General features: G+C 55.3%; 8 protein-coding genes. 2 read left to right on the top strand and 6 right to left on the bottom strand.

Going from position 1 to position 9,171, the window contains the following annotated elements; all coding sequences use genetic code 11:
* On the top strand, positions 1-450 hold a 450-nt coding region (locus EOA86_RS10910; RefSeq protein ID WP_164891674.1), incomplete at its 5' end, for a glycine cleavage T C-terminal barrel domain-containing protein.
* A gap of 751 nt (positions 451-1,201) precedes the next feature.
* On the opposite strand, the gene EOA86_RS10915 is transcribed toward EOA86_RS10910, so the two are convergent.
* The 6 genes from EOA86_RS10915 to EOA86_RS10940 form a co-directional block, all read right to left on the bottom strand.
* Positions 1,202-1,939 carry a class I SAM-dependent methyltransferase gene (locus tag EOA86_RS10915; protein ID WP_128341629.1) on the bottom strand — a complete coding sequence of 246 codons (738 nt, stop codon included), beginning with the start codon at positions 1,937-1,939 and terminating at the stop codon, positions 1,202-1,204.
* Positions 1,940-2,035: 96 nt separating this feature from the next.
* Positions 2,036-2,455 carry an SET domain-containing protein-lysine N-methyltransferase gene (locus EOA86_RS10920; protein WP_128341630.1) on the bottom strand — a complete coding sequence of 140 codons (420 nt, stop codon included), beginning with the start codon at positions 2,453-2,455 and terminating at the stop codon, positions 2,036-2,038.
* A gap of 1,267 nt (positions 2,456-3,722) precedes the next feature.
* On the bottom strand, positions 3,723-5,723 hold the full coding sequence (locus EOA86_RS10925) for a hypothetical protein (protein ID WP_128341632.1): 2,001 nt from the start codon (positions 5,721-5,723) through the stop codon (positions 3,723-3,725).
* Positions 5,724-6,191 (bottom strand): hypothetical protein, encoded by a 468-nt coding sequence (locus tag EOA86_RS10930; RefSeq protein WP_128341634.1) that lies wholly within the window; start codon positions 6,189-6,191, stop codon positions 5,724-5,726.
* Positions 6,188-7,099, bottom strand: coding sequence for a hypothetical protein (locus EOA86_RS10935; RefSeq protein ID WP_091597930.1), 912 nt, complete (start codon positions 7,097-7,099; stop codon positions 6,188-6,190). The genes EOA86_RS10930 and EOA86_RS10935 overlap by 4 nt, the downstream gene beginning before the upstream one ends.
* A gap of 1,358 nt (positions 7,100-8,457) precedes the next feature.
* Entirely contained in the window at positions 8,458-8,616 is a 159-nt protein-coding gene (locus tag EOA86_RS10940) for a helix-turn-helix transcriptional regulator (RefSeq protein WP_245497214.1), read from the bottom strand.
* A gap of 190 nt (positions 8,617-8,806) precedes the next feature.
* On the opposite strand from EOA86_RS10940, the gene EOA86_RS10945 reads away from it, so the two are divergent.
* Entirely contained in the window at positions 8,807-9,088 is a 282-nt protein-coding gene (locus EOA86_RS10945) for a DUF2285 domain-containing protein (RefSeq protein WP_091597932.1), read from the top strand.
* Positions 9,089-9,171 lie beyond the last annotated feature (83 nt).

Here is a 9,171-nt window from a genome sequence, read left to right on the forward strand (position 1 = left end):
CTTCATGCCATCGCCTCGTGCCGCATGGAGAAGGCATGTCGGCACCTCCCCGATGATGTTGGCAGCGGGGATCACGTGCTCGAAGCGGGGCTGGGCTTCGCTGTCAAGACGGCAAAGCCTCGATATATCGGCCGCGATGCGGTGCTGAGAAAACTTGAGGCGGGCCTCGACCGTCGGTTGGTTCAGTTCCGCCTTAAAGATCCTGCCCCTCTACTTCATAAGAACGAAGTCGTTTTCCGAGACGGTCGGATCGCCGGAACAATCACTTCCGGAGACTACGGGCACACGCTCGGTGGATCCCTCGGCCTTGGCTATGTACCGTGCAAGGACGAAAGCGAGGCAGCTCTGCTCTCCGCTTCTTACGAGATTGAGATAGCCGGCGAGCGCTTTGCGGCGGAAATCTCCCTCGAACCGATGTATGACCCGAAGGGCGAGCGAATGCGGGCTTGACTTTCGATTCGAGCCGTTCGGCATCCAGCAGCGTATCATAGTACCGAAGCTCGCAGGCCGGGCCTAATAAACGGCCTTCTGGACCTCGAAGGCGCGGTTCACGAGCCAATTGGTGCGGATGCCACGTGTTCGACTGGATTCAGCTCGAGCGCGAGCGCAGGGGATGGGCGTAATCTCCGGGCGAATCGAAATGCTGGCCTCCCCGTTCAATGCGATCAAGAAGCACTGTTATCATGTCACTCTTCTACTCGCCGAACGGACGCCAAGTTGCCAATAGGTATCGTTTACCGAGAGCGCGGTCGTCTCGGGGCGACATGAGGCCGCCAGATAAGGGCTTTGCGAGGGATGAGCTTTGAGCAGCAATCGCGGGCCCTGTGACAGAAAGGAGGCAACTGAGACAGCAGAATGAATTAGCCCGCGCGCCCGTGGCAGTTTTGTCGACCAGCCAGTGGTCACGTGGTGCCCAGCATTGGTAGGCGTCATGTCGGTCTTGGCCAGGTCTCTTCGATGATGCCCAGGCCGGACGGATCGATCAAACCGTTATAGGTGTAGCCGCTGGGCATGGCGGGGACTTAGACCAGGGCGGTCTTTACCGCGCGGCCAGCGCCATTTTTGAACGTGAGTCGGCGCAAGTACCGGCCCAAGGTTGAGGTATGGCCCCAGGCAGCGTCCGGCCAAGGGCGGCCCAAAGATTGGCATCGGCTGACCGCCGAGGCTCTCACTAAGACGAACTTCAGAGGCAGGTCACCAACTACAAGCTGGTTCGCCGGTAAACTGAGATGTGACCTTTGGATTCATTGGTGAACGCGCCCCTCGCCCAATCTCCCCAACGCTCCGCCAGCTCCAGCCCAACGCATTCGGCCATTGTATCGAGCTCCTGGTGATAAACGTACCGAACGCGTTGTGGTAAACGTCTGACGGATGTACCAGAAAACCAGAGGATGGTTGAAGTCAAGTTCTGGTTTACTGGGTCATGGAGTACCGCATTGACAAAGGTATTCTCATGATCAACGTACATCGTAGTAGTTTTCTGGCCGCCGACAAAACCGTCCAAGGGTGGAACACGAACTTCTATTACCACAACCCCCTTCTCTGTTAGCGCCTCCGCAGCCGATCGAAGGCAGGCTATTTGCTCTTCGCGCGTGGAGAGCAGGGTGAATGTGCCATAAACACAATAGACCAAATCGTAGCGTTGTTCTGAGCTGAAATCGGAAATGTCCCCCTTCCAGGCTTTGATCACATCAGTACGTTTGGCGAGAAGTTTTAACATGCTGTCTGAATTGTCGATGCCTTCGACCCTGACTCCCCGCTCGCTCAACGGCACCGCCACGCGCCCATTGCCAATACCGAGCTCAAGAGCCACTCCTCCTCTGGAAAGTTGCTCGAGGAGGGCAGCAGTTTCGTCTGCCTCCGCAACTTTCCCTAATAAGCTGGTAAATTTTTCATATGTGGAAGCCCTACTCTCGTCATAGGCAAAAATGTCTGACATGCTATTCTCCACATTGAACCTTCGTTGTTACAAGTAAATTAAGGATGTTTTTCCGAGTTTTGCCAAATATGACCTCTTCGTTCTGGCTGTCGCACATCATTCAACGAACTTAATAGTCTTCGGATAATCAGAGATGTTCGTGTATGTTTGCGTTATTTCCTCGTCCGCCTTTATGTCTCTAATTGCTACAAGGCTGGCCCATGCGCCGGATTCTTCATCAGCCCAAACCGTTTCTGAATTAGGGTTCACAGAATGATTTACCAACGACGCGAGTCCAAAAACAACATAGCGCGCCAAAGGACCGATTTTTTGATTTTTGTCGCCCCGAACGAAGTAATATTGAAGTACCCCTGTGAGATTTATGAGATTTGCTTGTCGATCGTCAAATTCCCACGTTGGAGCTCGCTCAATTAAATCTCCAATATTAAAATTAATATTGGCGAACAAACCACGCCCTTTTCCGGGAACTGTCTTCACATAGAGAGCGTTACTGCGATCAAAAACCCTATCGACCATCGTGTGTACCTTCTTAATCCTGAGTTTGGAGCTGATGGGCAGTCCTTGAGCTTCCGGACGCGATTCACCAGCAATTACTTCAACGAAAGTCGGCGGCGTGTTGACGAGCGCTCAGCTACGAGGCTCACTGTTCTCGCCGCAAACCTCCTCCTCACGGAGGTGCCATTGAGGCCTCGGCCAAATCCAAGTATACTTTCGCCACTTCGCGTCCCCACCACTAAGGAGCGCATCGGTGGGATCGGCAAAGCGCTTCTAGGGGACGAGGTTCAATGGCTCATTCCACAACTTGTTCTCCGTGAGAGAACATAGCTAGTTCTCAACCTCGTCATACCTACCAATATGCGTGGGTTCGTTAGTTGACTTACGTTTCGCTCCAACCAACCCGGTTCACGTATTCCAAGGCCGGGACCACGTACTCGAATGGGAACCGATCGGCGAGCGCATCAAAGACGCCTCGGGAAACGAGAGCGATCTTGGGTACGAACGGCAGGCATTCTATCATCCGGCCCGAACGGCGATCGGATCGGGCCCGATCGAACCAGGCGAGTTCCTTGGAACTTACAGCTTCCGATCTCACGATGCTCAGCATCTACAACGAGGTTCATCACCGGCCAACAGCGAACTACATCTCGATCTATTCACACCCCTGTTGAGTCGTTGGCGTAATGTCGGGGATCTGAGGTTCGACTCCAAAGCCTCGTTTCGCGATGATATCTTTCACGCCTGGGTCGAGCGCAACGATCCGGCCGACCTCGGGGATGGCCCGTATCATTCTTTCGGCGAAGTCAGAATGTGGATACGTCTTCGGTCAGTCCGCTCGCCACCGGTCAGCGCGTTATTTCGGTGACCAACCTCGACGAGGGGGCCGCCGGGCTCACATCACCTCAAGTCAGCGACCCGCACGCGCCGCAAGGCCCCAAACGTCGCCTGCACCGAAATGCTTGCCGCAGACCTAGGCGGTGATGCCGAGCCCTTGGATGAACGACACGGGTTAGGAGAGCCCTTGCATCTCGGGGGCGGTAGGCTTTTGCTCACAAGCCGAGCCGAACCCTACTGCGGCACAGATACGCGGTATCGTCGAGAATATGGCAGCCGCTCCCGGGCTCCCCCATGAACGGCTGAACGACTGCGGTTTCGGAGTGATGTAGCCCGCAGCCCCTCGTCGATGAAGCGCCGCGCCAGCAATCGTCGTGATGCGGATACTGCGCAGAATGATACTTGGCGCACTGTGGGCCGTTAGCAAAAGGCACGAGGAGGCGATGAAGCTCTATCGCAGAATATACTCTGAACCGAAATCGATGACGTGCATGTGAAGGCCTTGTGCCCTCGCCCGAACCGCGTGATCCTTGTCAGTCGCGGCAACGATAACCTGCCCCCCCTTCCTGCAAACGTCTGCGACGATATCGAAGAACTTGAGGTAATCTTGTCGGTCGATGTTCTGCTGGGCAGGCTCGTCGAAAACAGTCAGATTCGGATGGTTGCTTTTCTGGGAGTTATCACGGCTGGCGTGAAGGGCGAGCACGAAGGCCGTTATGATGCGGATCCAGTCACTAGCCGAGGTCCCGAAATCGGCCCGAACTCGCCGGTCACGATCGTTTACGATGACTCTCGGCATGAAAGAGCCCTCATCGATCACCATGGAGCCGATCTCGAAAGAATTGAAACCTAGGCGCCCGAGATAATCTCTGAACGTTCTTTGGAATTGCCGTAGAAGGCTTTGGTCGTCAGCGCTCAGGTCACTCCTCAGTTTCGAAAGCTTTCCAGCAACGTCAAGATACTCGTTCCAAAGGTTCAGAAGAGCGGCAAGCTCGCTGCTAGTCTGGTCGAGCAGATCGCGATAGCTCCCTATCGCGTTCTCTATTCGCGCGATGTCGCGGGCACGCGCCATTAGTTCCGATGGAATTGCACCAGCCAGGCTTTTTTGGATTTCCGACTGCTGGGTCAGAGCAATACTGATTTCGTTTCCAAGCTGCTCTGATTCGACCTGGTGACGCTCACGCCTGGCGATCTCGACGCTAATGATATCCTGCAAGAGGTTTCGTTGGTCGGTAATGTATTCGACATTTTCATCGATTGACATGGTCGGAAAGCTGCGCATCTGCGACAGTAGCGTGCCATCCATCGACTGCTCGCAAACCGGGCACGCACTTGTGATCGCCCATTCGTCCCGATTGAACAACCGGCGGATTTTCAGCTCCTCCTTGTTCTTTTGCAGGTCCCGTGCGAGCACCTCCAGACGCTGCTGATAACGACGAACGTTGCCGCGAATGGCCGCTATCGCGTTGTCGAGCTCGCTCTTCCTGGTGACCAGCGCTGTGACCCTTTTTGAGATCTCGTCTATCCGACTTTGCAGGCTAGGATCTGGAGGCGTAAGATCGGCTAGTGCGATTTTGCTGGCGAGATCTGCCTCAGCGGCTGACAGCAAATCTGCCAGGGATTGCTGTTTTTCTCCCTCCGTCACTCTGAATATCTGCGGGCTGAATGAACCTACGCCGATGTCCGAGGGAATACCCTTAATTGAAAACTGTCTGCCGTTTACGTGACGTCTAAGAATGGCGATTCCGGTGTCGTAGCGCGCCTTCAGCCGTTGGTCGTCCAGCCTAAGGGCATTCCGTTGCAGATTGTTCCTGATGTAGTCGAGTCCCAGAAGTTCGGCGATGGTGGATTTCTTGGGATCACGGACCCGATAATAAGGCATGTTCGCCATGATATCCGCCCATCCGCGCTTTTGTTCGATGAAAATCGCGGAGAATATGTATTCCAGGTAAAGCCGCATCACGCCGTCGTCTTGAGAGATAACTTGAACCTCCGGGAAGCCGATGAACTCGGAGAGCAAACGGTGGAAACCTCTAGTGTCCGTGTAAGATCCTGACCCCAAATAATATTCCTCCAATCCGGCCTCGCTCCATTGGCTGAGCGGCCCGCGCCGAACCAGCATCCCGCGTGACAATTCCGGTTTGACGGATCGACGGATGGTCAAGAGTTCATTAGAAGCGTTGGCAATCTCGAGGAGAATTGCCGCTTCGACAATCCTTTGATCCCCTTGTGCGCCCCTCAATGTGTCCTTTACCAGAGCGGCAACATTGCCTTTCACGAGATCGTCTAATCCTAGCCCGACCGCGAGAGCGTTGACGAGCGTGCTTTTGCCTTGTGTGTTGCTGTCCGTCAGGATGAGGTTTGCGCCGGGACGAAGTTCGACCTCGCATGAGGCGAGCTTACCGTTGAAAAGCTTCGCCTCGAGGCGAACTCGACTATATCTGAGATGCATTTAGATGCCCTCCCTCATGACGGTCTGAACTTCGTTCTCAGAGATCCTGCCTACTTCCCTGGCCAGTGCAAATACGTCCATCGCCAGTTGTTGGCTCCTGAGGCTTTTCACAAAGTCCGTTCCCTTATCGGTCAGTTCCACCCTAAAGCCACGCTGAACGTCCTTCTGATCGAGGAGACCCGCTCCCATGGCATAGTTCACACATCGGTTCAGGTAGGGGTCGGCAGACGGCGCAAGGATCCTTGGCGAAAATCTGACCGATCTGAACTCCATGTACGGACCTCGGAAATCCTCGTTTATGAATAGCGAATTGATAAAATGAAGCTGCTTGAACGATGCGGAGCCGGCGCGGCAGCATTCCGACACGGAGATGCAGACCATGGCTAGCCGCCGATAGAGCCTTAGGTCGGCGGGCACATCGACGGGTCGCTGGGTGAACTCGATTTCGATCTTTTCGGCAGGGTTCACTGCAGCGACCTTTTCCTCTTAAACCTCAAAGGGCAGCGAACCAGCCAGTCTGCAATCGTAAACTTCCTGATCCTGCTCAGCGTCTTGGTGCCGAGACGGCTGCCTACGACAGCGTTGAGACGGGCCTCGAGCGTCGTTTTAACGTGGGAGAATGAGTTCCAGGAGCCGACCGCGATGCTGCCCTGCTCGGCATCATTTTCGATGTCTGAACGAATTTCCTCAATTTGGCTGAAGAAGTCAGGTTCTCGGCGTTGGATTTCGCTGAGCTGAATCGAATTTTCCAGAAAGTTTTTCAATTCGAAATAGGCAAGTTGCTCAGCCTCCTCATCATTGTCCGTAATGACACGGAACTTTTCATAGACGAGCTTAAAATTTTCATTTTGTCGCAAAACGACGAGCGCGGGGACGGGCTGATCCTCAACCGTGACTTCTATCCTGTCGTCGCGCCGTTTTTGATACTCCAGCCATTCCGTCTCAAGAAACGATGGTGTCTGAATGGATACTTGAAAGTCCGGATCTATGATGGAAAGGCCCCACGATTTGACCTCTGTCTCTTTTTGCTTTGCGTATCGATGCAGGTCGTTGTGGGGAATTTCCTTGTTAAGGAGCAGGGCCCAGTTCCGAAGCTTCTTACTACCAATGATCGCGGCTATTTCGCTTTCGTTCAGTTGCAGCTTCTTGAGGTCAGTTCCGATCTTTTTGCGAACGCCGGATACTGGATCCTTGTTTTCAGGCTCCTGCCCGTACGCCTGGTATGCCGTACCGGCTCGTAGATTGAGCCCGTCCAATCCTAGATCGCCACCCTTGTCGCCGATGGGCTGATAATCCGTCCCGTATTTCGTGCCGAGGAGAACGTTGCAAATGCCTTCCCAAGCATCCCCATTATAATCCAGATACCAAAGACTCAATTTACCGCCCCGAATTCAGCACTGTTCCCGCGACGGTAGAAGGCACGTCGTCCTCTAAACAGCAAAGACATAACACAACGTCAGGCTGCAAACGTCGGACTATGCGTCGCGGAGTACCAGAAGATTCGTAAATCCGCCAACACGGCCTCTGCAAATAACGGAATACGGTCTGCTCATTCCTGCGGACGGCTAAGACTAGCTCTCTTCACGTCCGCGTCGTATCGCGCCGGCGTAAGACTTCGTGACGGATCAGGACGTATGTGTCAGGTGCGGCTCAACGCTTACAGACAATCCGCCCGCGATGCAGCACCACGACCGTCGATGTGAACAGCGCCTCTTCGAAGCGGGAGGTGCCGCTGTTCATGTCAATTAATGTGAGCGCATCGTGTCGGCAGCCTTGTCTCTGCGCTCAAACGTGGTCGGCCGGTCCGGCGAAACCCTCATCCCGGCCGGAGTTCGCGCGGATCGGAAGCGAGGCCCTCGAGGTACTACCGTCCGTGAGTTCGAGTGTGCTCGATCGACCGCATCACCTCGAAGTGCCTGAACGTTGTCGAGAGGTGCAGGCCAATTCAGGTTCTATCATAAGCTCGCTCAAAATTTCAGTCTTGCATGCTGCTACCGCATTTGCGGCGTAGGCGTTCAAGCCCTTTTACAAAGTTGGGACGCCTATCTGCGGGGTGTTCGTGAGGATTGATGGCCGCGCAGCCTATGTCAAATTCAGTTTGCATATGCTAGTGATCTGGACGCAAGATGGGCGTGCAGATAGAGCCCGCGGGGGCCGCTAAGCCACATACAAATTTCGCATGGGCTTGGACCATGGGACGGAGCCGCGCTCGAGTTCGGCAATGACGCGGTTTGACCTGCTGATGAGGCAAGCGCCTGAGCGCCCGCCCTTGGCGGCGCCAGCCTCTCGGCTGCCGGAAAACTTATTGTTTGCACGCATTGTCTGGTCCTCCGTTCGCCAATCGCGCCCTCCCCCCGGACGCGGGGTGGGCGAAAGCGACCGGAAAGGCCGCCGTAGAAGGCGGACCACATTCGAAACACCGGAACGAAGAGGACCCGGAGCGGCCACGCAGTCGCGCTGTCACAAGAGACGCGGATGCGTCGCGCACGTAATCGAGGATAATTCCAGTCGGACTGGACGCACCCCGTTTGCCGAAGAGCGCCTCAGCGAAGGCGGGATGCTTCCAGCTAGTGATCCGAGCGCACGAAGAATGGTCGGTCAGGCGCCACGTCATTCAATAGCCGAAAGGCTGCCGCCCGTCAGCGGCGCGCTGGATGCCTGAGACGCATGAGCTTGCCGAAGAAGAGCCGGCGGTCGCGGCAGCCGGTGCGCTTCGCGAGCCCGCCGGCGCCAGCTATGATCGTAGGCTCAACAGGATCTCGCACGGGTCAGCCTCAAGGGCCGCGGTTACGTCGAGAAACTCAATGACATCGAGACGCCGCTCTCCACCCTCATACTTGGCCACGAAGGATTGCGGCCGGCCAAGCTTCTCGGCCACCTGCTCCTGGGTCATGCCTTTTGCATTGCGCAGCGATGTCAGCTGGGCCAGAACCGCTGGTGGCGGGGAGATCGAAGAGATTTGGGCATGTAGGCGAACCGGTCAGGTAAAGACCGGCTCAGCCACTAATGTCGGTTTCGGATTATCCCATTTTGGGATATTTTGCCTTGAATCCAGCGATCAACATGCGAGGTTCACGGCAGACATGAATCGATCAACGGGAACAGATGGGACTCAAAGCTCAACACTGCGCGACGAAGTCCCCTGGTCAGACAGCATCACGGGCTACGACAGGCAACATCGCACCATTTACCTGCGCATCCTCGACGCCTGCGTCGATAATGCCAGCGTAGAGGAAATGGCCGAACTCATTCTCGGCATCGACCCGGCCCTTGAACCGATCCGTGCCCGCAAGGCTGTTCGCAGCCATATCGATCGCGCGAATTGGATGGTGACAACCGGTTGCAAGCAACTGTTCGCCGGCTGATTACAGCGCGGGTTGCGACGCCTTTTTAGACGAGGAAATCTCGGTACCCGCTATTCATCAGCGCGTGACTACGAGAGACGGCG

The organism is Mesorhizobium sp. M5C.F.Ca.IN.020.32.2.1, from assembly GCF_004023105.1.
Lineage (GTDB): Bacteria > Pseudomonadota > Alphaproteobacteria > Rhizobiales > Rhizobiaceae > Mesorhizobium > Mesorhizobium wenxiniae.

Excerpts from the sequence above, each read along its gene's own strand:
- EOA86_RS10925 (WP_128341632.1), bottom strand. The coding sequence starts at position 5,723 with ATGCATCTCAGATATAGTCGAGTTCGCCTCGAGGCGAAGCTTTTCAAC.
- EOA86_RS10945 (WP_091597932.1), top strand. The coding sequence starts at position 8,807 with ATGAATCGATCAACGGGAACAGATGGGACTCAAAGCTCAACACTGCGC.
- EOA86_RS10940 (WP_245497214.1), bottom strand. The coding sequence starts at position 8,616 with ATGACCCAGGAGCAGGTGGCCGAGAAGCTTGGCCGGCCGCAATCCTTC.
- EOA86_RS10915 (WP_128341629.1), bottom strand. The coding sequence starts at position 1,939 with ATGTCAGACATTTTTGCCTATGACGAGAGTAGGGCTTCCACATATGAA.
- EOA86_RS10920 (WP_128341630.1), bottom strand. The coding sequence starts at position 2,455 with ATGGTCGATAGGGTTTTTGATCGCAGTAACGCTCTCTATGTGAAGACA.